This is a genomic window from Brucella pseudogrignonensis (assembly GCF_002252525.1).
GTDB classification, from domain to species: Bacteria; Pseudomonadota; Alphaproteobacteria; order Rhizobiales; family Rhizobiaceae; genus Brucella; species Brucella pseudogrignonensis.
Map to the genome: position 1 here is coordinate 266,496 of NZ_NNRM01000022.1, position 23,044 is coordinate 289,539.

Sequence of the window (23,044 nt, forward strand, 5' to 3'; positions counted from 1 at the left end):
TTCAATTAGTTGCAGTTTTGACGCCGTGCTGCTGAACTATTTTCCGTATCTGCGTGCATACCGGGCCGAGCCTAGCAGGCAAGTCTTTAACTTCGCCTGGAAGATAGGACGCGGGTGTTAGCCCATGCAGGTCGGAGGGAAGTGCTAATCCCTTTAAATTGGGATACACTAGGATGCTTCTTCTCCGTCCGAGCCGTCCCATGAACATGCCGAGTTCGAATAGGACGTTGTCACGGATTGTGGGTTTGCGATCTCCACGACCTGTTTCGACGATGTCTTCGAAGAGTGCGACTGCGACCCCGAAATCGCTTTCTGCGACCGCCGTTTCCAAAGACTCTAAGGGGTATCCACCGGCCCAAAACACGCCATTCGGCCAGACTGTCGCCATAACGTCGTGTTGCAAGCCCGCCTGGATTTCGTGGGCCACATCCAACCCTTCCACTGAGGACATTATGAACATGCGCGGTTTTTCGTTTGGAGCAACCATATGCCTATTTCGATCATAAAGCCGACGAGAAAGTTCTTGCGCAACCGAGCGCCATATCAATGGGGGAAATCTGTCTGCCAACTTCATGAAAGCGGCCCCTGTCATCTTCACGGCTACAACCGTTTCGGCCGCAATGACAGAAGCAGCGCGCCGTTGCGAGGGTTCGATCGCAGCCATTTCTCCAACATGGTCGCCACTTTTGAGCTGACGAACCTCCTGTCCCTTCACAACGACAGATACCTGACCGGAAACAAGGAAGAAAACATCGTTATCCTCCGCGCCTTCGTCAATCAACGCATCGCCCGCTTTAAACTCGATGAGTTCACCTCCAGAGGCGATTGATTCTGCGACATCCGTGTCTCCGCTATCAAACTGGCGCTTCAGGCTGCTGATCAATGCTGCGCGATTCTGACCTTCAAAACGTTCCTTCATTACGGCTCCATACGAAGAATTAGATGTTTGCTGAAAGCAATGCGTGTGTGCGGGATTTCAGGTTGGTTTTTTCCAGTGGTTCGAGCGATAGACCGTCTCTGTTTCGTCGCTAAAGACGAAGGACTGGGCCTGCCACATGTTCTTTCCGTCGTCGTCAAATTTTGCTTCGTTGCTCAACTTGTTGTAGGTACGGCTTGAAACATACGTGCAGTAGCCGCCATCTCGCACATCCGACAATTTCGCTGAAAAGCTCGCTGCTTTGCCGATCCAGATCAGATCGTTGCTATCTCGTACTCCCGAGCGGACAGCTCGGACTTCACCGACATCGATGCCTGAACAGTTACGAATTTCGATGCCATTGTCGGAGATGGACGTGAACCTCTTTGCTGCTGCAGGTTGGATGATCTTACGGACACTCCAATGGATTTCGCGCCCGCAAATCGAAGCGTTGCTATTCTTTGAGTCGCCAATGAATACGCCCATCACGCGATCACCATCGAAGCTGCGAACATGCCCACCATGCTTTATGATGAGACGGGAGGAGCAATCTAGAAATGCTCGGATGATCTTCGCAGTAGTTGACCAAGGACATGACTTGGACAGTTTTGCTGAGCCAGCGAGATCTGAGTAGAGAAATGCAGCCTCGATTTTGACGGCTCCGTTTTTCAGAACCACGTCGCCAGTGGCTGGAACAACTCGTCCATCTCGCTGTTCGAAGTTAGTGCCAAACAATGTGTCGACGCGGTCTTTTAGAAATGTTTCTGTTGTCATCGTAGTTCAAGCCTCTCCCACCATGGTTGGCAATGATCGCTGTGATGTGGGATTGACGAGCGAGGGCTCTTCCGGATCGGGTTCGCGTAAGCCGCAAGTCAACATGGATCCGCAGCATTTCTCTCCAAGAATCCTTGCGAGTGCGTAGTAGGCATCGATTTTCTCGCGGCGGAGCTTCTCCTCAGTCACTAGTTTCGCGACGAGGTCTGCTCGACAACACGCGGATCGTTGAAGTTGAACGCCATGTTGCCGACATCCGACTGGGCAGGGAAGAGAGCCATGCTCGAGTCTATTCTCGCTATCAAGCTCTAAGGCCTGATCTGAGAACCATGCGGGCTCGCCGTTGAGCATTGCCATATATTCGTGCTCGATGCCTAACTGCCTGGCAGCGTCGATGGCGGCAAGTTGATGGTAACCTGCGCTGCCATGCGCTATCTCCTGCTGTGGCGGCCATCGTTTCGTTCTTTCAGCAACGCGCTGGAGCTTGAGGAAATGCTTCAGCTGTCCCCACCAAACGACTGCATGATCCATTGAGACGATGCCGTGGCCGGCATTGAAACCTATGCAGAAGTGTTGATCTGATTGCAGGTGACGCTCGTGACAGGTTGCAGGATAGTGGGTACCTGGAACCTGCTCCTGAACTGCGACGATACAATCTTGAGTGCGAACACGAAGATCCACTTCGATAACACCGATCGCGTTATCGAAGTGGAGTTTGGTCGTACCGAGTATCTCTGACTCAGTTGAGCTGGTGATTTCGAACCAGTCGGGCACCGTCGCCAGAACGTAATGCAGCGACACTCAATTTTCTCCGGCGTACGGCGCTGCGATGGCACTGACCCCACCACTCGTGACAGTCGGAGGTGCGCTAAGATGTTCTACGATCGAATCGGCATCAAGCCCCCATGCCACGCCGCCTTCAAACAGTCTCCGAATACTGGCCGGGGCATGTTCGTATGCAGTCGGGCCTAAGGCTGTCTGTTCTCCATTGCAATTGCTCTGCAGGCTCTCGGATCTCGATACAGCACGGCTAACAGAGCATCGGACGCTCCGATCGCCTCTGATGCCTATGCGCGTAATAGGAGTTTCTCCGTACTCCAATCCAATCGCGATCCCGAGTAAACCGATGCCGTCGAGTTCTTCTTGACAGAGCTCGAAACTTGACCGCATACCGCCAGCAGCGTTTACTGCGGCAACCACGGAAGCCGCTTCATCGGTCTGGTGGGGTGTGCCAGCAGCGATAAGCCCGTGGATGCAGTCCCCAATGAAACGGACCTTGCGACCGAAATAATCCTCAGACAATGTCGCCGCGAGTTCGCTCCGGATGACGTGCAGATTGGACACCATTTCTTCGATTCGGTGTCCGGCGATGCATTCATCCACATAATTCGTGAAGCCAGCAATGTCGCCGAAGAGAGACATTAGGCCCATCCTGATCGAATTCGAAGGCATCAATAGTGAAAAGTCGATGGTCTTCAAAGGCGGAATGTGTCTGTGAAAACAGAAGTTGGCGTCCGTTCCGACATCAAGCACGAAGCGGCTGCGTGCTCTTGAGGCAGCCGCTTCGATAGTCGTGTCGGATAACCGCTTGGATCGCATGCCGGTTCGCTCGAGGAGACCACCAAAACCACTGTTCTGAGCGGGATTGCTGCGTTCGGCAAACAGTTCGTCGAGGCTGAACAGCGTTTGGATGCCGAGATCCTTCCGGACCCGATTAGAAATGAATACGCCTTCCTCATCACCTTCCGCCAGTTTCGCGGCGTAATTGGCTGGTGCCCCTAGAAAGAGCGGCTCCCGTTCGTCCTTCGTACCGGAGTTTAGTGCAACGGCAGCGCCGCTGTCCAAACCGATCCGGATGCGTGTCGAGTAACGCCCACCTTCTGTTGTTCGTCCGACCTCTTCGATCGCGCGCCTAGTGGCATCCGCAAAAGCCAACGCACGCTCGGCACGTTCCTTCGCATTTTCGGGGCCGGGCGGAGAAACAATGACCGCGTGCATGCGGGATCCGTGAAAGTCGACCCGCTGGGCTTCGAATTCCTCGGCTACCTGATCACAGGCAGCGTAGTTCAGATGCAACATGGAAAGGACTCGGCGATGGCTCGCTTCTGTCTCGCGGTCGCGATCCATCATCGCATTGGCGAAGTCCAACATCTGGATGTAGACATGAACGCCGTCCACCCGAATGGCGGTGCTGGGTGGTAAGTCGAAGATCAGCGGCTCGCGCTTGCCACCCAGCCGGACACGTTCATCAACTACAATGCGACGTTCGTTGATAAAGGTCTGATCGAACGTTTTGAGGCTGATCGCTCCGGCGGGCGCTTTTGTACGGAATTCACGGATCCGCTGCCGACTCTTTTGTTGAGACCAACTCATTACAACTTCCCTCTCGTTCGCCATGCGGCAGATATGAATGCTGAATGCTTACTGGTTGTATGCTCGTTGACGCGCCTACCAACGCGATTGTTTCACTGTTTGTTCTGCAATCCAATCTTCCGGGCACTCTTGAGTGCCCGGAAGATTGGATTGTGGGTTTGGCCAGTAACTGAATTGGCTTCTTGGCTCGCAAAACAAGCTCAGAAGAACCAATCTAGTTAAGCCGTCGCATCCATTTGGTTGAGCGCGCTGGCCTTTCACCTGTTTTCTCTCAAAAGTCCCTTTGCGGAAGAACTTTGGGGTAATTGAGAAACAACCACGGTTTCCCCGTCAACGATAAAGGACGCGCAATGGCTGCGCGCGCCCCATATTCGTTAAATGTGCTAGATATTCGCGAAAACGGACACTTTCTCCGTAGCTTTTCAACAGGTAGCGCTCTAAAGATCAGCTGCAGCCGCTTGTCGCGCCGCAGGTGTCGCACTTAAGGCAGGTGCCATTGCGAACCATCGTGAAGTTCTGACACTCCGTGCAGCTGTCGCCGGTATAGCCCTGCATCATCGACTTGATGCGACGGTCAGCTTCAAGCTTCTTCGCAGCATTAGCAGTTTCTGCACGGGCAGATGCCGCATCAGACGCCGCCTTATCCGAGAACAGTTCAGTCGCAGCAACATTGTCCTGCTGTGGCGCTGCTGCTGGCTGCTCTTCAAACTCGCGCTTGAATGCAGTTGCACCATCCGTCACGAGACCGACAGTCGCCGGGCGAGGAGACGAAGACTTGAGTGTCGTTACATTCGAAACCGATGGAGCCGTTTGTGCCGAACCCTTGGATTCGTTACCCGAAGGGCTGTTTGAAACCAGCGTTGGCTTGTAGCCACGGGTCCAGCCAGTGGAAACGAGGTTGGTCTTGCCTTCCTTGATGCCCTTACCGAGTGCCGTGTTGGAGAAATCGCTCGTATCAACATGAGCGAGATCGTTGCGGCCAAGGTAAGACACTGCCAGTTCGCGGAATACATAGTCGATGATCGACGTTGCCGTCTTGATGGCATCGTTGCCGATAACCATGCCTGCAGGCTCGAACTTCGTGAAGGTGAAAGCCTCGACATATTCTTCGAGCGGCACACCATATTGCAGGCCGAGCGACACAGCGATGGCGAAGTTGTTCATCATCGCACGGAAAGCAGCGCCTTCCTTGTGCATATCGATGAAGATTTCGCCGAGACGACCATCACCAAATTCACCAGTGCGCAGGTAAACCTTGTGGCCACCAACGACTGCCTTCTGCGTGTAACCCTGACGACGGTTCGGCAGTTTTTCGCGCTCGTGAACGATCTTTTCAATGACCTTCTCGACAACGCGTTCAGTAATCTGAACGGCGCGCGCTGCAGCAGGTGCTTCGATCAGCGCTTCGACTGCATCATCTTCGTCTTCATCGTCAGAGATGAGCGACGCATTGAGCGGCTGCGAAAGCTTGGAACCATCGCGATAAAGTGCATTCGCCTTGAGGGCCAGCTTCCAGGAAAGGAGGTAAGCGCTCTTGCAATCTTCAACCGTTGCTTCGTTCGGCATGTTGATCGTCTTGGAGATCGCACCCGAAATAAACGGCTGGGCAGCGGCCATCATGCGGATGTGGCTGTCGACCGAGAGGTAACGCTTGCCGATCTTGCCGCAAGGATTGGCGCAATCGAACACTGCATAATGCTCTTCCTTCAGGAAAGGCGCACCTTCAAGGGTCATTGCACCGCAAACGTGAACGTTGGCTGCTTCGATGTCCTTCTTGGCAAAGCCAAGTGCTGGCAGCATTTCAAACGAGAAGTCGTTGAGCTGCTCATCGGTAAGCTTCAACACGTCCTTGCAGAAATCTTCGCCCAGCGTCCACTTGTTGAAAGCAAACTTGATGTCGAATGCGCTCTTCAGAGCAGCATTCAGCGCTTCAATCTTCTCATCGGTAAAGCCCTTCGACTTCAGCGATGATGGATTGACGCCTGGAGCCTGATTGATGTTGCCGTGACCGACTGCATAAGCTTCGATTTCAGCGATCTGGCTTTCAGCGTAACCAAGTGTGCGAAGCGCTTCAGGAACTGCGCGGTTGATGATCTTGAAGTAACCACCGCCGGCAAGCTTCTTGAACTTTACCAGCGCGAAATCTGGTTCAATACCGGTTGTGTCGCAATCCATGACAAGGCCGATCGTGCCGGTTGGCGCGATAACGGTTGCCTGTGCATTGCGGTAGCCGTGCTTTTCACCGAGCTCCAGTGCCTTGTCCCATGCAGCGCGTGCGTGGGTAATCATGTCCTGATCTGGGCAATCCTCAGCAATCAGTGCAACCGGATTGACGGCAAGGCCTTCGTAACCTTCGGTTTCGCCATGAGCGGCGCGACGATGGTTGCGGATAACGCGCAGCATATGCTCAGCGTTTGGCTCATAGCTTGGGAACGCGCCAAGTTCACGCGCCATTTCAGCTGACGTGGCATAGGCAACACCGGTCATGATCGCGGTGAGGGCGCCGCCGATGGCGCGACCTTCATCGGAGTCATAAGGAATACCATTGGTCATCAGCAGGCCGCCAATATTGGCATAGCCGAGGCCGAGCGTACGGCATTCGTAGGAGAGACGAGCAATTTCCTTCGAAGGGAACTGCGCCATCATCACCGAGATTTCAAGAACCATCGTCCACAGACGAGCAGTATGCTCATATGCGTTAATGTCGAACGAGCCGTCCTTATTGCGATAGGTCAGCAGGTTGATCGATGCCAGATTACAAGCCGTGTCATCAAGGAACATGTATTCCGAGCACGGATTGGACGCACGGATTGGGCCTGCGGTCGGGCAGGTGTGCCAATCATTCATCGTGGTGTTGAAGTGCAGGCCCGGATCAGCCGAAGCCCAGGCAGCATAACCAATCTTTTCCCAAAGATCGCGCGCCTTGAGCGTCTTCATGACGCGACCATCGCGGCGTGCAGTCAGGTTCCAGTCGCCATCTTCTTCAACGGCGCGCAGGAATTCATCCTTGAGCGATACCGAATTGTTCGAATTCTGACCTGCGACTGTCAGATAGGCTTCCGAATCCCAGTCGGTGTCATAGGTCTTGAACTGAATGTCCGTGTAGCCCTGACGTGCGAACTGGATAACACGCTTGATGTAGTTTTCAGGAACCTGGTTCTTCTTGGCAGCACGAACTTCGCGCTTGAGGGCAGGGTTCTTTGATGGATCGAAGCAATCATCCCGGGTTTCTGCCGAGCCGGCTTCGCAATTGACGCAAGCCTTCATGATGGCAGCCAGATGCTGCTTGACGATCTTGGAACCCGTTACGAGAGCAGCAACCTTCTGCTCTTCCTTTACCTTCCAGTCGATATACTCTTCGATATCTGGATGATCGACGTCGACGACAACCATCTTGGCCGCGCGACGGGTCGTGCCGCCGGACTTGATCGCGCCCGCTGCACGATCGCCGATCTTGAGGAAGCTCATCAGACCTGACGACTTGCCGCCGCCCGAAAGCTTTTCACCTTCGCCACGTAGATAGGAGAAATTAGAGCCAGTGCCCGAGCCGTATTTAAAAAGTCGTGCTTCACGAACCCAGAGATCCATAATGCCGCCTTCATTGACGAGATCATCGCCAACGGACTGAATGAAGCAGGCATGTGGCTGCGGATGTTCGTAAGCGGACTTTGATTTCGTCAGCTTGCCGGTCTGCCAGTCAACATAGAAGTGGCCCTGACCAGGACCGTCGATACCATAGGCCCAATGCAGGCCGGTGTTGAACCATTGCGGGCTGTTTGGCGCCACGCGCTGCGTCGCCAGCATGTATGCGAGTTCATCGCGGAAAGCACTCGCATCTTCTTCCGTATCGAAATAGCCGCCCTTCCAGCCCCAATAGGTCCAGGTGCCGGCGAGACGATCAAAAACCTGACGCGCATCCATTTCGGAACCGAAGCGCTCACCTTCAGGGAGCTTCGCAAGCTTGTCTTCGTCCGCTACCGAACGCCAAAGCCAGGAAGGAACGTCGTTTTCCTCAACCTTCTTGAGATTGGCGGGAACGCCAGCCTTGCGGAAATACTTCTGCGCGAGAATATCAGCAGCAACCTGGCTGAACTGCGCAGGAACATGGATGTTCTCAAGGCGGAACACCACAGAGCCATCGGGATTCTTGATCTCGCTGGTCGCTGTGCGGAACTCAATATCGGCATAGGCCGACTGATTCTCTTTCGTGAAACGGCGTTCGATCTTCATCTGTCCATCCAAACGTTCTATATATAGTGGCCAGACCGATAAATTTCAGCCTCGGCCTGCCAGCCACGGTACGCATCGCGTCGATTTGTTTCGAACGTCCTCCCAACAGATGAGAGGGCAATCGTATTGAGGAGCGAACTCCTCGGAAATTCATCTGGCCAAACATCCTCATGAGAGGCGTATCAGCACTCCGGCCAGTGGCCGAACTTATTCGAAGTCGAGCAAGCTTTCAGATCAGGATTTCCCCATCTGGTATGTTACCATGATTGAAAATACTAAATCTAGTATTAATGCGACGCCGCCATCAATAAATCCAGCTTTCCGTCACACCTAGTCGGCCTGAGTTTCAGACGCAAAAAACCCCGCGCGATACACGTCTTTTCGACGCAACGCCCGCTAGGAATTCAACTAGTTTGAAGAAAAGACCGACTAAATTGACTACGCTCGGCCACGCCACTCACGCAACGACAGGCTCATAAAAAACGACTCGGACATGAGCGTCAAGCATTGGTTTACCATAAGGCCGCAGACGCTAGATATTGTGGGAAAGCTCTGGGGGCAAATGTGGATAACGGGGAGAATGACGGTTATGTGAAAGACAAAAAATTAGCCGGAAAAACAAAATGCAGAACACCGGACACCGCAAAAGCCACTCACGACTGATGCATAAAGGCTCAAAAATCGTTTATAAGCAGAAGGTTACTCTGCAGCAATCGCGATAGGAGAGCCGCCAAAGTCGAGAAGAATGCGTTTCAGGTCAACTTCATCCACACGCGCAGCTGCTTCACGGGGTGAAACCCATTCGCAAACGCGTTGTTCGCGTTCCGGCCAATCTTTCGCGCGTTCGACAAAGTGCAACGCATAGACTGCAACCGTAAACTGGTTGATGCACTCAGGTGGCAGGTCATTTTTACAATAATCAAAGCTGCCGATTGGCTGAGACGATATCTCACCGCGAACGCCAGCTTCTTCATAAGCTTCACGAGCGGCAGTATCTGCAAGAGTGCGACCGACCTGCGGCCATCCCTTTGGGATAATCCAGCGACCCGTTCCACGACTGGTGATCACAAGTATCTGTAATTCATGAGCTTCATAGCGGTACACCAGTGCCGCAACTTGTTGCAAACGACCAGAAGGCGTCAAAATACGCTTCTCTGTCGCAACAAATTTTTTGGCCTGTGTTTTCACCGCGAAAGTCCCACCATTTTCCAAACAGAATGGATTGATTCGCCAAAATGACAATGGATTTGTTTAACAGGGCCTCAGAATAAGAAGCTGAAAATGCTTTTATTTTTAAGGTTTTGCTGAAATTAGCAGCCACATCGCTTTAACTCAAAAGCTTGGTGACATGCCTCCATCTCATTTCGGCTGACTTTCAATATAGTGCGATTGCGGCGAATTTACCACCGCAATCGTCTTTCATTTATTTTCGTTTATCCGCGTTTTCCGCCAGCGATCGGTTCCTGATATGTGAAGCCCATATCCCATGGGAAGTAGATCCAGGTGTCCTGAGAGACTTCCGTTACGAATGTATCGACCAGCGGACGGCCTTTTGGCTTTGCATAAACAGTTGCAAAATGTGCCTTTGGCATCATTTCACGAACGATGGCTGCGGTTTTGCCAGTATCGGTCAGATCATCGACCACGATTACGCCTTCGCCGCCATTTTCGAGAAGCGGAGCGCTAATTCCCTTCAGAATTTCCATTTCGCCCTGCGATGTATAATCGTGATAGGACGCAACGCAGACCGTTTCGATGAGGCGGATGCCGAGTTCACGGCAAACAATGGCCGCAGGAACCAGACCACCGCGGGTGATTGCAACGATGGCACGCCATTCGCGGTCCATATCTGCAATACGCCAGGCAAGCGCGCGGGCATCACGGTGGAACTGATCCCAGGAAACGGGAAAGGCTTTATCGGGCAACGACATCGAAACGCTCCATGGAGAGTCCGGTCGAGATATGCCGGACCTATCAAACCAAAAATGCGCGATGACGGGTGCCATTCGCGCTGAACTGTTTAGGCTTTCTTTATTCGCGCACAGTGAAGTTTTCACATGCAGCACAATGCAGAAAGGCTTTATCCCGGCACAGTCAGCGCCGGGTGATGCTGATAACCGCAAAAATGCCTATTGTGCAAGAGCGGCGTGAGATCGCACACCTATAGATCGCTAAATTAGAAGCAAAAAAATGATACGCCGATCAAAATCGGCGTATCAAGCATCTGTTCAGAGCATTTCCAGCAAAAGTGCGAAGCGGTTTTGCGTGGGATAATGCGATAAAACAAAAAATAGAACGGCTCCAATGATTCAATATTAACTGGAACCGCTCTAACGCGAGAAAAGCGTGAGGATAGGGAGGTCATTGAGCATAGCGCGGGTAACACCGCCGAAAACCAGCTCACGGAGCCTTGAGTGGCTATAGGCGCCCATGACCAACAGGTCGGCACGCTGCGCTATGATGTGTTCTCGCAAGACATCCTGCGCATAACGATTATGAGATGCCAGTGGCGTTACGCTTACGGCAAGTCCATGACGAGAAATGGATTCAGCTAGATCGCTACCTGCAAGTGCTTCATCCTCACCTTCGCGCTCAGGCGGATCAATCCAGACAATTTCAGTTCGGCTTGCATTCCTCATCAAAGGAAGCGCGTCGAAAGTGGCGCGTGCCGCCTCGCGTTTGCCATTAAATGCCACAACAATGCGGTCCAGCGCTTCCATTGCAATAACGGGTGTGTGCGGAACGAGAAGAACCGGGCAGCTGGAATTAAACACCAGCGTATCCGCCGTTTCGTCATTGGTTGCCGCATCTTCAGGATCTGGCTGCCCAGCCACAAGAAGTTCCGCACCAAGGCAGGATGTGAGAACACCATCAGCTGCCGTTCCGGTTTCCGAACGGGTTACGCGGAACTCATGATTTGCACCCTGACGGCGCATTTCTTCCTCAAAGCGTTCTTGTAGCCTCTCGGAGATTTCCTTGTGCTGCTTGTCGTGCAGCTCAAACATGCCCGGATCGATAAATCCGTTCGGGTCCGCATACACAATAGGAGAGGGAATAGAGTAAAGTCCGATGACGTGAATGTCGGGAAACTTTCGCATCAAAAGCCCAACTGCAGACAGAACCCGCTTCAACTCGGCTTCACTGCGGGAATAGGCTACCACCGTCTTGTAGGACATATCAGATCTCCTTCCGGCTATACTTCTATTTTAGCATATAATGCGATTGCGCGAGCAGGCAAAACCACCCGATTTCAAGCGGCTCCCTGATTTTGCAATGTTGTAATCATCGCTTCGATTGCAGCAACAGCAATATCGATTTTGGCGACATCACTTCCGCGCACCACCAGTTCCGTACTGAACCGGCCATTTTCAAACTTCGGATAAGACCCGATGATCGTTTCAGGATTCTCTTTCTGGATCGCGGTGAGCGGTGCTCCAATAACGCCTTCACCAAACGGGCAGCGCACGGCCTTCGACAAAAGCTTGCGTCCTGTTTTCAAGGTTGGGAGAACATTGTCGAGCATCGCCTGAAACACAGATGGCACGCCAGCCATCACATAGACATTGCCGATATGAAAGCCGGGCGCAGCGGATACCGGATTGTCGATATGTTCCGAGCCCTGCGGCATACGCGCCATGCGCTTGCGTGAGTCCGTAAACTCCAGATCACGCTTGGCGTAATTGTCACCCAGCAGCTTCATCGCCTTTTCATCATAAATGCATGGCACTTCAAAAGCGCGTGATACGGCGTCTGCAGTGATGTCATCATGGGTTGGACCGATGCCGCCGGAGGTGAATACATAGTCATAGCCCGGCCGCAACGCATTGAGTGCAGAAACGATCGAATCTTCGTCGTCAGGCACAATCCGGACCTCTTTGAGATCAATGCCGGCAGCTGTCAAAACATCAGCCAAGTGACCGATATTCTTGTCTTTCGTTCGTCCTGAGAGAAGTTCATCGCCGATGGCAAGCATTGCAGCCGTAACGGCCTGCTGCGGGGTATTCGTCATGCCCAGACTCCATTCTGTGTATGCACAGTTAATCCCCGGCAGAAGAATGCTGCAACTGGTTTTCTGTGTTTTTCAAACTGGAGACCCCGCATGCGACTGATTGTTTTCACTATAACTTTCATTCTCCGAAATCGTTGCGGGTAATTTGTTGAATATTTTTGGCGGCACTCTCGCGACAATTTCCACTGTCATTAAATCCAGTTGTTAAAACGCCGGAAACAGCTTGAATTTGCTTCACAAATCATGACATAGAATTCCTCAGCTGCGGTCGTGGCGAAATTGGTATACGCAACGGACTTAAAATCCGTCGCCTTTTAGGCTTGCGGGTTCAAGTCCCGCCGACCGCACCACCCATTCTCCTAGATAAAACATTACAATTTTACTCAAGTTTATCGTTTCAAGCTTGTTTGCGCTCTCAAAGCCATGTAGCCATGCGCAAATATTGTTATGAATGCAGAAAGCTGACCGATGAACGCCTTCGTTAAAGCCGTAGCTCAAGCTGAAACTGCCATGCGTGCGCTCTTTCCAGAGACGCCTTTGCAGCTCAATGACTATCTTTCACGGAAATACGGCGCGGAAATTTGGCTCAAGCGCGAAGATCTGACGCCAGTTCGCTCTTATAAGATACGTGGCGCCTTCAACTTCATTTCGCGCGCGGTAAAAACTGCTGACGAAAATGCGGTCTTCGTTTGCGCATCGGCTGGCAATCACGCGCAGGGTTTTGCCTTCGCCTGCCGCCACTTTGGTCGCAAGGGTGTGGTGTTCATGCCTGTTACAACGCCACAGCAGAAAATCGACAAGACCCGTGCTTTCGGTGCGGAATTTATCGAGATCAAACTCGTCGGCGATATTTTCGATGTTTGCTATGCTGCATCGCAAGAATATGCAGAGGCAAATAAAGGCGTGATGGTGCCGCCATTTGACCATGCAGGCATTATCGAAGGGCAGGCGACTGTTGCACTCGAAATCGAGCGCCAGCTGCCGGATGGCAAGAAGCCGGATTTTGTCTTCCTTCCAGTTGGCGGTGGCGGCCTCTCGGGCGGCGTGACGCAATACTTCACCGCTCTTGGCTGGAAGACTGCCTATCGCTTCATTGAGCCACAGGGCGCTGCAAGCCTCAAGGGCAGCCTTGAAGCAGGCAAACGTATCAAACTTAGCCAAGTCGATAATTTTGTCGATGGCGCAGCCGTCGCAGAGATCGGCAAGGAAAACTTCAAGCTTCTCAAAGGCTTCGACAAAAATATTGTCATCACGGTTCCGGAAAATCGCCTCTGTTCAACCATCGTCGAGATGCTGAATATTGAGGGCGTCGTCCTTGAGCCTGCCGGTGCGCTCGGCATTGATGCGCTCAAGGATTTCAAGAAAAGCGAACTCAAAGGCAAGCGCATTGTCATCGTCGTATCCGGCGGCAATTTCGATTTTGAACGTCTGCCAGACGTTAAAGAACGTGCGCTTCGCTATGAAGGTCTAAAGAAATATTTCATTTTCCGCTTCCCGCAGCGTCCCGGTGCGCTGCGCTCATTCCTTGATCTGCTCGGTCCGGAAGATGACGTTGCACGCTTTGAATATCTGAAGAAATCTGCACGCAATTTCGGTTCTGTGCTGATCGGTATTGAAACCAAGGACGCTGCAAACTTCAAAATCCTTGAAAAGAAATTTGCGGAAGCAGGCTGGGCTTATCAGGATATTACCGACAATCAGGTGCTGGCAGACTTCATTATCTGATAGAACTAAAGGCAAAATTCATTTGCTTTTTAGGGGATAATACCCCATATGGCGGCTTAGGCGCATGGGCTGAACAATTTCAGCCTTCCCGGAATCGGACTTGTTGCGTCTCGCCTCTTGCAGTCAGAATGGTCTGATAGCAGGGGAGACCCGACTGGTTTCGGGCACGGCAGCGCAAGTCGACCGGAGTATTCCGGCGTCCCGTCGTACATCCAAGATATTCCCGTTCGGCAAGTTGCGCTTGTCCGAAGTTTTAAAGCGGACCGCAACTTTGCGGTGCCGCCGAAAGAGTTTAAATTGACTACTGAGAATATTGAACACACTGGCGGCTTTGCCGCTCTTGGCGTTACCGGCGTGCTGCTCAAAGGCGTTGAAGCTGCTGGCATGACCGAGCCAAAGCCGATCCAGACACAGGCTATTCCGCACCAGCTGGAAGGTCGCGACATTCTGGGTATCGCACAGACCGGCTCTGGCAAAACCGCTGCATTCAGCTTGCCGATCCTGCAGAAAATCATCGCACTTGGTGACAAGCGCAAGGGCAAGACCGCACGCGCGCTGATCCTCGCACCAACTCGTGAATTGGCCGTGCAGATTGAAGAAACAATCCGCACCGTTGCCAAGCAGGCCCATATCTCCACCGCACTTGTTCTCGGCGGCGTGTCACGTCTGAGCCAGATCAAGCGTATGCAGGGTGGCGTGGACGTTCTTATTGCAACGCCGGGTCGTCTGACCGATCTGGTCCGCGAAAACTGCGTTGACCTGTCGGAAACCCGCTGGCTGGTTCTCGATGAAGCCGACCGTATGCTCGACATGGGCTTCATCAACGATGTGAAGCGCATTGCCAAGGGCACGCACAAGAACCGTCAGACAGCACTTTTCTCGGCAACCATGCCAAAGGAAATCGCGGCACTCGCTCAGAGCCTGCTGCGCGATCCAGTTCGCGTTGAAGTTGCTCCACAGGGTACGACAGCCGCTGAAATCACACAGGTTGTGCATCCTGTTCCAACCAAGGAAAAACGCCGTCTGCTCTCCGGCCTTCTGGGCGACAAGGGCATGAAGTCGGTCATCGTCTTCACCCGCACCAAGCATGGCGCAGATGCGGTCGTGCGTCATCTCGAACGTGATGGCTTTGACGTTGCTGCGATCCACGGCAATAAATCGCAGAATGCTCGTCAGCGCGCGCTGAACGGCTTCCGCGATGGCACATTGCGCATTCTGGTTGCAACCGACATCGCCGCACGCGGTATTGACGTTCCGGGCATCAGCCATGTCGTCAACTACGATCTGCCGGATGAGCCTGAAACCTACGTACACCGTATTGGCCGTACTGGTCGTAACGGCGCAAGCGGTGCTTCGATCACGCTTTACGATGCAGCAACAGAAGATTCGAAGCTGCGCGCGGTTGAACGCGTTACGCGTAACAAGCTGACCATCAAGGAAGCTCCGGTTAAGCTTGCACCAGCACCGGCTCCAAAGTTCGATGATGCAGAAGACCGGCCACGTTCGGACCGCAAGCCAGGTTCGCATTCCGTGCCGCAGAAGCATCGCCGTCCGGCGAACAAGATGGCGAAGTCTGGTGAACATCGTTCGGGCCAGGGTTCCCAAGGTTCAAAGCCTGCAGGTGCAGAAGGCGCAGCAAAGCCAAAGCGTCCATTCCATCGCAAGCGTCGTCCAGGTGGCGGCGGTGGCGGCCAACGCGCTGCTTAATCGCAGCACTACTTTTTCTAAAAGCCGCCCTTAACGGGGCGGTTTTTTCGTTTTAGCTGGATTGGTGAGTTAGTCCTTGCAATTTCAATTGGAAAATTATTCCCCGCTTGCTTGAAGAACGTCGTGCTTCCACATAGTTTCCTGTCAACCAGAAGGAACGGAAGCCATGCTCAATTCGGCACTCGATGCAATCGGCAATACACCACTGATCCGCTTGAAGAAGGCTTCTGAAATCACTGGTTGCGAAATCTACGGCAAGGCCGAATTTCTCAATCCCGGACAGTCGGTCAAGGACCGCGCAGCGCTTTACATTATCCGTGATGCCGAAAAACGCGGACTGCTCAAGCCCGGCGGCGTTATCGTTGAAGGTACAGCAGGAAACACCGGCATCGGCCTTACTTTTGTTGCCAAGGCGCTTGGCTATCGCACTGTGATTGTTATTCCGGAAACCCAAAGCCAGGAGAAGAAGGATGCGCTGCGTCTTCTTGGTGCTGAACTGATTGAGGTTCCTGCCGCGCCTTATCGCAATCCGAATAATTATGTGCGTCTTTCCGGGCGTCTGGCCGAGCAACTGGCCAAAAGCGAACCCAACGGCGCAATCTGGGCCAATCAGTTCGATAATGTTGCCAATCGTATCGCGCATATTGAAACCACCGCGCAGGAAATCTGGCGTGATACCGATGGCAAGGTCGATGGTTTCGTCTCGGCTGTAGGTTCAGGTGGCACGCTCGCAGGTACGGCGTTTGGCCTCAAGGATAAGAATGCGGATATCAAGATCGCTCTCGCTGATCCGCATGGTGCAGCGCTTCATTCCTTTTACACGACAGGCGAATTGAAATCAGAAGGTGATTCCATCACTGAAGGTATCGGGCAGGGGCGCATCACGGCCAATCTCGAAGGCTTTACACCCGATTTTTCCTACCGTGTTGGCGATGCGGACGCACTCGATATTCTGTTTGATTTGGTGCAGGAGGAAGGACTCTGCTTGGGCGGTTCTTCGGGCATCAATATTGCCGGTGCAATCCGCCTTGCAAAAGATCTCGGGCCGGGCCACACAATCGTGACCGTGCTTTGCGACTATGGTAATCGTTACCAGTCCAAGCTGTTCAATCCTGCGTTCCTGCGCGGCAAAGATCTGCCTGTGCCGGGTTGGTTGGAAACGAAAACTGATGTTCACATACCGTACGAGGGATAATCATGGCATACGAGACCGAAGCTCTGTTCCGCGAAGATGCATATCTTTCAACCGCGGAGGGTTCGGTCATTGCCCTGACAGATACCGGCGGGATTATTCTTAATCAGACAAATTTTTATGCCACTTCCGGCGGTCAGCCGGGAGATACCGGCTTTTTTGAGCGTGCCGATGGCTCTCGTATTGAAATTGTGGCAACCGTTACCGGCGAAAGCAAAAACGAAATCGTCCATGTGCCAGCCGAAGGGCAAGCAGTTCCTAAAATCGGCGAGAAGCTGGTTCTGCATATCAATTGGGAGCGCCGCTACAAGCTGATGCGTATGCATACAGCCTGCCATCTTCTTTCTGTCGCTTGCCCGTTTCCAATTACCGGTGCTGCGGTTGGTGAAGACGAAAGCCGCGTCGATTTCGATCTTCCAGATGCGAGCTACACCAAAGAATCCGTTACGCAAAAACTCATGGAAATGGTGAAAGCCAATGATCCAGTTACACTTCACTGGATCAGTGACGAAGAGTTTCTGGCCAATCCGGATATTGTGAAGTCGAAGAACGTGCGCCCACCTGTGGGTGCAGGCCGTCTTCGTCTGGTGGTTATCGGCGAAAATGGTTCGGTGGATTCGCAACCTTGCGGCGGAACACACGTTTCTGAAACGCAGGAAGTGGGTGAAATCCACATCGGCAAAATCGAAAAGAAGGGCAAGGAAAACCGCCGCTTCCGCATTCGATTTGGCAATGCACCATTAGTTTAAGTTCAGGAGCAATCATGTCCGACAAAAGCGCATTTGTTATCTCCCGCGATGATCTGAAAGCTCGTCTGGGCGAGCCGGGTCTCGCAATCGTGGATGCATCCTGGTATTTGCCCGCAGCCGGTCGCAATGGGCGCGATGAATATGATGCAGCGCACATTCCGGGCGCAGTCTTCTTTGATCAGGATGTGATTGCAGATAAGGATTCGGGTCTCCCGCATACTTTGCCATCGCCGGAGCTTTTTGCGCGCCATGTAGGTGCAATGGGCATTACGGCGGATGAAACCATTGTGGTCTATGATGGCCCCGGCATGTTCTCCGCACCGCGTGTCTGGTGGATGTTTCGCGTGATGGGCGTGAAGAACGTTCTGGTTCTCGACGGCGGTTTTGATGGTTGGAAGGCAGCAAACTTCCCCGTCACCGATGAAGTTACAAAAATCGCCGCAACGCTTTTCACGCCTTCATTCAATGCGGCAAAGGTTGTTGATTTTGCCGAAATGAGCAAAATCGTGGACGGACGCAGCTCTCAGATTGCTGATGCGCGTGCGGCTGGCCGTTTCACAGGCCGCGATGCAGAACCGCGTGAAGGCATGCGTTCCGGCCACATGCCGGGCGCTCGCAACGTTCCGGTCGGTTCTCTGTCTGAAAACGGTCAGCTAAAAAGCCTCGACAGCCTTCGCGAAATCTTCGCAAGTGCTGGTGTAGACCTCAATAAACCAGTCGTCACCAGCTGCGGTTCCGGCGTGACCGCTGCCGTTATCACACTGGCATTGACCTCGCTTGGCCATGAAGACAATCGGCTTTATGATGGCTCATGGAGCGAATGGGGCAGCAGGCAGGATACGCCTGTAGTGACCGGCGAAGCAGAATAAGCATGACTGAAAAAATGATGGCCAGAGTGACCCATCTGGAAATGACAGCGCGTCCTGCGCTGTCGGTTCCGGTTCCCTCCAGCCTGCGCCTTGCCATAATGCGCTCGACCGAAATGCCGGTGCATTTTTATCGCTATCTCTACGAACAGGTTGGGCGCCAGCATCACTGGATGATGCGTCGCGTGCAGAGCGATGCGGAAGTGGCCGAAGCCATTCACGCTGAAACTGCCGAGATTCACGTTCTCTACGCCGATGGCAACCCGGCTGGCCTTCTTGAACTGGACCTGTCTGCATTACCTGAAACGGCTGAAATTCTCTATTTCGGCCTGATTCCCGACTATCAGGGCAGGGGATTGGGCAAATTTTTCCTCAATGAAGCAATTTCCACGGCCTGGTCCCATAGCCCGCAGAAAGTGGCTATCCACACCAACACGCTCGATAGCCCGCGCGCATTACAGCTTTATCAGAGGATGGGATTTGTGCCCGTCGGCTGGTCCGAAGAAGAAGTCACACCCTGGGACTAAATTATCCGCGCGCGACTTCGCGTCCGTTGGTAATCGAAACGACGGACGCACTCGTAATACGACCGCTTTCTTCATCAAAGACGACGCAGTTCCGACCACGCTGCTTGGCCATGTAAAGGCAACGATCAGCGCGGCTTAACACCTGCGAGTTGGTTTCATTCTTCGGTGCAGACGCCACACCGATACTGATCGTCAGCGGATATACCTGATATTCAGTAGCGTGGAATGGTGTGTTCTCTACTTCCGCGCGTATTCTCTGTGCGACACGAATACCGGTTTCCCCCGTTGCACCCGGAAGAAAAACGCAGAATTCTTCGCCGCCAATACGCCCTACGAGATCGCCTTTACGCGTCACATTCTGCAGTGCGAAAGCAATCAGCTTGAGTGCGCGATCACCAACGCTATGCCCAAACGTATCATTGATCGCTTTGAAGTGATCAGCGTCAATAACGAGAAGTGTCCCGCTTTCAATACGTGAACGGCTGATCTTCATCGCATCAAACAATGCTTCACGGTTAAGCAGCCCGGTCATATGATCGACGCGCGAGCGAGCCTGCAGCTCACTATGCGCTTTTTCAAGTTGCGTATAGGCTTCACCAAGTTTGCTATGCTGCAGAAAAATATAGAGAAGTGAAGGGAAGGCCGTGGCCAATGGGATAGCGGCGCTAAGGCTGATAGCAATAACGCCCGGCATCGATCCGGAAAAGAATCCGACGGCTAAACTGGAGCCAACGGAAAACAGCACAACAGACAACGTTATCAACGCTGCCTTCCATAAAGCTGCCTTCATGCCGATGAACTCCCCCAAACCCCGATGAAGATGTTTTTAGGTGCCTGTCTCTGAACCCTCTGTGAACAGGCCTGATCGCCGAGGGCCTTATAGGCCGAACATTTTAGCGATTAAAGGCATGTTCCTGCACTTATGCAATTTTTTATATATGCGTGCCATTATTGACACAATCTAAAGTAGTGCAGCCAAAATATATTACTCATAGATTAGCTCTACGACAACTATCTTTAAAAGAAATAACACTCGATGAAATTTTTAACACGTTACTAATTTACAATGTTGGAGATCAACAACGTAAAACAACTGAAGGACGCCTTTTGGGCGTCCTTCAGCTTTGAAATCTTGATATCGCGGGCGATTAGAAGACTGCCAGGTACTTCAGAAGCGATATGATACCGATAATAATGACGATGATCTGGGCAATCTGTTTCACTTTCCCATCAAGCGGCAGCATGTTGATAAGGTAAAGAACGAGGAAGATAACCAGAATTGTTATCAGCAGACTAATGAGGATAGACATAGGCAGTCGGACCCTTCCCGGAACGGCTGTTATTTGTGTCACTCGGCGGCTGTTCCATCGCTGCACCGAATTCAGTCTTCAAAACCTTGGGAAGCACGGCTCGATAAAGCCAGAGACTGTCCCCGATCTCCATCGTTTCTTTGCAGAAATGATGTGCCGGTTAACGTTCCAATGAGAATAAGGTTCCACTTAATTGCAAAGCAAAACGGCGGCTTCCGCCGCCGTTTCATACATCTAATTCCAAGCAAGCCACTATTTCAGCATCGAGCCTGTCTGTTTGCGGCGGCTATGCCAGCTGAATGCTTCTTCCAGCAGGTGAGGGGTGTGACCTCCGCGCTCACAGGCACGTTCAAAATAGTCGTTCAACTGATCCCGGTAATCCGGATGCGCACAATTGTTGATAATCAGGCTTGCGCGCTCACGCGGCGCGAGGCCGCGCAAATCGGCGAGGCCTTGTTCAGTGACCAGAATATCAACATCGTGCTCAGTATGATCAACATGCGTCACCATCGGCACGATTGACGATATGGCACCGTTTTTGGCTTCGGACTTGCTCACGAAGATCGAGATATAGGCGTTGCGCGCAAAATCACCGGAACCGCCAATACCGTTCATCATATGGGTGCCATCGACATGGGTCGAATTCACGTTGCCGTAAATGTCGAACTCAAGCGCGGTATTGATGCCAATAATGCCCAGACGGCGAATGACCTCGGGGTGATTGCTGATTTCCTGCGGACGCAGGATCAGCTTGTCACGATAACGGTCGATATTGTTGAAAACGCGCTCGCCGCAGGCAGGACTGAGTGTGATCGACGAGCCGGACGCATAATCAAGCTTGCCCGCATCGAACAGATCGAAGGTGCTGTCCTGCAGCACTTCGCTATACATGCGAAGATTATGGAACGGGCTTTCGGCAAAACCGTTCAGAACTGCATTTGCAATAGTGCCAATACCAGCTTGCAACGGGTTAAGCGTCAGATCGAGACGACCGGCCTCGACCTCATTCAACAGGAACTTGATCAGGTGCGACGCAATCGCAACGGTTTCGCCATCAGCAGGCTCGACAGTTGAGGCGCTGTCGTTCTCATGCGTAATAACAATGCCGGCGATCTTTTCAGGGGGGATCGGAATATAGGGCAGGCCGACACGGCTGTCGCAGGCCGTCACCGGGATTGGATCGCGGGAAGGGCGCTTGGTTGGAATATAGATGTCGTGAAGCCCTTCCAGCGCCAATGGCTGGTTCAGGTTGACCTCGACAATGACCTTCTCGGCCAGAATTGCGAAGCTCGCTGAATTTCCAATCGACGTTGTCGGGATAATGCCGCCATTCTCGGTGATGGCCAGCGCTTCGACCACAGCATAATCGATAGGGCCGATCTGGTTGGACCGCAGCTGTTCGACAGTCTCAGACAGGTGCTGATCAATGAACATGACTTCGCCGCGGTTGATCGCGGCGCGCAATGTGCGATCCACCTGAAAAGGCATACGGCGCGCCAGAACATGTGCTTCAGTCAGCAGCTTATCGACATCATGGCCAAGGGAGGCACCGGTAATCAGCGTAATCTGAAATGGATCATCGGCAGCGCGTGCGGCCATTGCGAGTGGGACAGCTTTCGCATCGCCAGCGCGGGTAAATCCACTCATGCCGACAATCATGCCATCTTTGATCAGGCTTGCTGCTTCTTCCGCAGTGATGATCTTATCACGCAGAGACGCGTTCCTGATACGTGCTTCCAACATGGTATCTACCTTCCTTGCAGACCGGCTTTAGGCCGGAAACAACGCTCTCCGGTACGTGAAGCGCTTAGGCTAACGATCGGAGTCGGCGCATGGAGGTAATAGCCTAAGCAGACAACTATTACACGCATGCTTTGGTCTTAGATTGGGCTCTTAGATCGTGATCTTAGATCGACCATCAGCAGCTACATTGAAATGGAGCATCAGGGAAATGATTACAATCAAACGGAAACAGTTCCCATCCCGATAAAAACAGCATAAACGTAGATGTGTTGGCACCGTCCTTCTCACAAAAACACTGAAGCGCATTTCTTTCAGAAGCACCGTCTGGCTGGAGATTGAGCCTTCGCAAACAGAGGTTATGCGATGAACGATATCGCTAATCAGAATGTCGGTTTCGGACGAATTGCGGCTATGATTCCTGTCAAAGACATGGCCCGAGCCTATCATTTTTACGGTGAAATTCTTGGTTTCGAAAAAGTCTTCGAAAACGGAAATCCTGTCGGCTTTATGATCTTGCGAAATGAGAAAGGTGAATTGCATCTTTCACTGCAGAAAGATCACAAAGCTGCAAACTTCAACATTGCACATATGCTGGTCGATAATGTCGATGCTCTACACACCATCTGCAAACAGAGCGGTATGCGGATCATAAAAGGCTTGCAGGACAAGGATTACGGCTTGCGGGCTTTTGTGTTTGAAGACCCCGACGGCAATCGTATCGATGTCGGGCAGAAGATCTAAAGCTTAGGCTTAAACCGGATGAGCACTGTTTCATCCGGTTTCGTTTATGAGCCAGCGTTAAACATCGGTTGGCTCTTCAAAAGAGAGCAGGCGTCGCAATCGTCAGTCGGTCACAGCACGCACAAACGGACACAACCTAATGTGAGGTCATGCTGAAGCGCGACTTTTGCCGTTTGTGCTTA

The 23,044-nt window shown here is 52.5% G+C and carries 18 protein-coding genes, 1 tRNA gene and 1 pseudogene; 8 read left to right on the forward strand and 12 right to left on the reverse strand.

The genetic code is table 11. The annotated features are described in order from the left end of the window. Position 1 precedes the first annotated feature (1 nt). The 9 genes from CEV34_RS14245 to CEV34_RS14290 form a co-directional block, all read right to left on the reverse strand. Positions 2-919: a TIR domain-containing protein gene (locus CEV34_RS14245; protein WP_094543789.1), complete on the reverse strand. Its 918-nt coding sequence runs from the start codon at positions 917-919 to the stop codon at positions 2-4. A gap of 57 nt (positions 920-976) precedes the next feature. Continuing rightward, the gene (locus tag CEV34_RS14250) at positions 977-1,690 is read right to left on the reverse strand and encodes an adenylate/guanylate cyclase domain-containing protein (protein ID WP_094543790.1); all 714 of its coding nucleotides are present in this window, start codon (positions 1,688-1,690) and stop codon (positions 977-979) included. A 6-nt stretch (positions 1,691-1,696) separates the two neighbouring features. Beyond that, positions 1,697-2,491, reverse strand: coding sequence for an E2 domain-containing protein (locus CEV34_RS14255; RefSeq protein WP_094543791.1), 795 nt, complete (start codon positions 2,489-2,491; stop codon positions 1,697-1,699). Continuing rightward, entirely contained in the window at positions 2,492-4,063 is a 1,572-nt protein-coding gene (locus CEV34_RS14260) for an adenylate/guanylate cyclase domain-containing protein (RefSeq protein ID WP_179253525.1), read from the reverse strand. 444 nt (positions 4,064-4,507) lie between these two features. Next, positions 4,508-8,293: a vitamin B12-dependent ribonucleotide reductase gene (locus CEV34_RS14265; protein ID WP_094543793.1), complete on the reverse strand. Its 3,786-nt coding sequence runs from the start codon at positions 8,291-8,293 to the stop codon at positions 4,508-4,510. Positions 8,294-8,992: 699 nt separating this feature from the next. Then, positions 8,993-9,481 carry an NUDIX hydrolase gene (locus CEV34_RS14270; protein WP_007875000.1) on the reverse strand — a complete coding sequence of 163 codons (489 nt, stop codon included), beginning with the start codon at positions 9,479-9,481 and terminating at the stop codon, positions 8,993-8,995. Between the two features lie 245 nt (positions 9,482-9,726). Continuing rightward, positions 9,727-10,224: a xanthine phosphoribosyltransferase gene (gene gpt / locus CEV34_RS14275; protein WP_007875001.1), complete on the reverse strand. Its 498-nt coding sequence runs from the start codon at positions 10,222-10,224 to the stop codon at positions 9,727-9,729. 399 nt (positions 10,225-10,623) lie between these two features. Further along, entirely contained in the window at positions 10,624-11,469 is an 846-nt protein-coding gene (locus CEV34_RS14285; protein ID WP_007875005.1) for a universal stress protein, read from the reverse strand. A gap of 74 nt (positions 11,470-11,543) precedes the next feature. After that, positions 11,544-12,302: a competence/damage-inducible protein A gene (locus CEV34_RS14290; RefSeq protein ID WP_007875006.1), complete on the reverse strand. Its 759-nt coding sequence runs from the start codon at positions 12,300-12,302 to the stop codon at positions 11,544-11,546. 264 nt (positions 12,303-12,566) lie between these two features. Here CEV34_RS14290 and CEV34_RS14295 point away from each other — a divergent pair. The 7 genes and pseudogenes from CEV34_RS14295 (at position 12,567) to CEV34_RS14325 (ending at position 19,068) form a co-directional block, all read left to right on the forward strand. Further along, positions 12,567-12,652: transfer RNA gene (locus CEV34_RS14295), tRNA-Leu, on the forward strand. Positions 12,653-12,770: 118 nt separating this feature from the next. Continuing rightward, positions 12,771-14,027: a threonine ammonia-lyase IlvA gene (ilvA, locus tag CEV34_RS14300; protein WP_007875007.1), complete on the forward strand. Its 1,257-nt coding sequence runs from the start codon at positions 12,771-12,773 to the stop codon at positions 14,025-14,027. Positions 14,028-14,096: 69 nt separating this feature from the next. Continuing rightward, positions 14,097-15,734, forward strand: a pseudogene (locus CEV34_RS14305) (DEAD/DEAH box helicase). 166 nt (positions 15,735-15,900) lie between these two features. Further along, positions 15,901-16,929, forward strand: a complete 1,029-nt coding sequence (locus tag CEV34_RS14310; protein WP_007875009.1) for a cysteine synthase A — start codon at positions 15,901-15,903, stop codon at positions 16,927-16,929. A gap of 2 nt (positions 16,930-16,931) precedes the next feature. Next, the gene (locus CEV34_RS14315; RefSeq protein ID WP_007875010.1) at positions 16,932-17,675 is read left to right on the forward strand and encodes an alanyl-tRNA editing protein; all 744 of its coding nucleotides are present in this window, start codon (positions 16,932-16,934) and stop codon (positions 17,673-17,675) included. Positions 17,676-17,689: 14 nt separating this feature from the next. Then, positions 17,690-18,544 carry a 3-mercaptopyruvate sulfurtransferase gene (gene sseA, locus CEV34_RS14320; protein ID WP_007875011.1) on the forward strand — a complete coding sequence of 285 codons (855 nt, stop codon included), beginning with the start codon at positions 17,690-17,692 and terminating at the stop codon, positions 18,542-18,544. A 2-nt stretch (positions 18,545-18,546) separates the two neighbouring features. Beyond that, positions 18,547-19,068 carry a GNAT family N-acetyltransferase gene (locus CEV34_RS14325; protein WP_007875012.1) on the forward strand — a complete coding sequence of 174 codons (522 nt, stop codon included), beginning with the start codon at positions 18,547-18,549 and terminating at the stop codon, positions 19,066-19,068. Between the two features lies 1 nt (position 19,069). On the opposite strand, the gene CEV34_RS14330 is transcribed toward CEV34_RS14325, so the two are convergent. From CEV34_RS14330 to CEV34_RS14340, 3 genes are all read right to left on the reverse strand, one after another. Next, the gene (locus CEV34_RS14330; protein WP_007875013.1) at positions 19,070-19,858 is read right to left on the reverse strand and encodes a GGDEF domain-containing protein; all 789 of its coding nucleotides are present in this window, start codon (positions 19,856-19,858) and stop codon (positions 19,070-19,072) included. A gap of 358 nt (positions 19,859-20,216) precedes the next feature. Continuing rightward, positions 20,217-20,378, reverse strand: a complete 162-nt coding sequence (locus CEV34_RS14335; protein WP_007875014.1) for a Thivi_2564 family membrane protein — start codon at positions 20,376-20,378, stop codon at positions 20,217-20,219. Between the two features lie 252 nt (positions 20,379-20,630). Beyond that, positions 20,631-22,121, reverse strand: a complete 1,491-nt coding sequence (locus CEV34_RS14340) for an acetyl-CoA hydrolase/transferase family protein (protein ID WP_007875015.1) — start codon at positions 22,119-22,121, stop codon at positions 20,631-20,633. A gap of 363 nt (positions 22,122-22,484) precedes the next feature. On the opposite strand from CEV34_RS14340, the gene CEV34_RS14345 reads away from it, so the two are divergent. Continuing rightward, positions 22,485-22,862 (forward strand): glyoxalase superfamily protein, encoded by a 378-nt coding sequence (locus tag CEV34_RS14345; RefSeq protein ID WP_039859771.1) that lies wholly within the window; start codon positions 22,485-22,487, stop codon positions 22,860-22,862. Positions 22,863-23,044: the final 182 nt, after the last annotated feature.